This window comes from Mesorhizobium sp. M0664, from assembly GCF_040320565.1.
Lineage (GTDB): Bacteria > Pseudomonadota > Alphaproteobacteria > Rhizobiales > Rhizobiaceae > Mesorhizobium.
This window is the reverse complement of sequence record NZ_JAMYPW010000118.1, coordinates 1-851: the sequence shown is the minus strand read 5'-3', so window position 1 is coordinate 851 and position 851 is coordinate 1. Positions and strand designations below refer to the sequence as shown.

Below are 851 nucleotides of genomic sequence, written 5' to 3'. Positions count from 1 at the left end.
TGCTTCAACGAACTCGCCTCATCCATCGTCCCGCGAAGGACGTGCTTCCGCCGGTGGCGGAACTTGTCTCTCTCCTTACGGCCTTTCCGGTCAGATAGCGGCTGGCGAGGCCTCCCGCGTCCAGCGGAATTCGGTGCCGTCCACCCACATGCGGTGCATGATGACCGCCAGCCGGCGGGCGAGTGCCACGATCGCTTTTCGCAGACCGCACCGCTTGGCGACATTCATCGCCCACGCCTTCAGCCATGACCACTTCTTGACGCGCGTTAGCATCACTTGGGCGGCTTCGTAGAGCAAGGTGCGCATCATCCCGTCGCCGCACAGCGAGACGCGACCGACGCGGTGACTTTCACCTGATTGGTTGAGCACCGGCGTCAGTCCCAGGATGAACCCCACCGTTTTGGAGTTTCTGAATCGCTGTGGAATGTCGATCGTCGCGGCATAAGCCAGCGCCACCACAGGACCGACGCCGGAGATCGTCATCAAGCGCCGACAGACCTCATCGTCCCGCACGATTCTCAGAAGTCTGCGATGTAGAACTGTAAACTGTTCTCGCAGCTTGCAGCGCGCCTCCAGCAGCGGCGTGACAATTTCGGCCAGTTCACAGCGTCCTTCGACGAGCTCGCGAATCCGATCCTCAAACTTGACGGTCCCGACGACGCCAACCTTGAGCCCAAAATTGCGCAACAGGCCGCGCAGGTCGTTCTCGATGGCGAGGGCCTTTTCCTGCAGCAGCTTGCGCGCCGTCAGCAGCGCGCGGCGCTTCTGGCTCGTCAGCGTCTTGACATGCACCGGGCGGAACAGGTTGACGCGCATCATCTGTGCGATGCCGCGCGCATCATTGCGATCCG

At 61.9% G+C, this 851-nt stretch carries 1 protein-coding gene; it reads right to left on the bottom strand.

The annotated features are described in order from the left end of the window. Positions 1-90 precede the first annotated feature (90 nt). Positions 91-851, bottom strand: a 761-nt coding sequence (locus tag NKI39_RS34215; protein WP_352837572.1) for an IS110 family RNA-guided transposase, incomplete at its 5' end; no start/stop codon positions are given.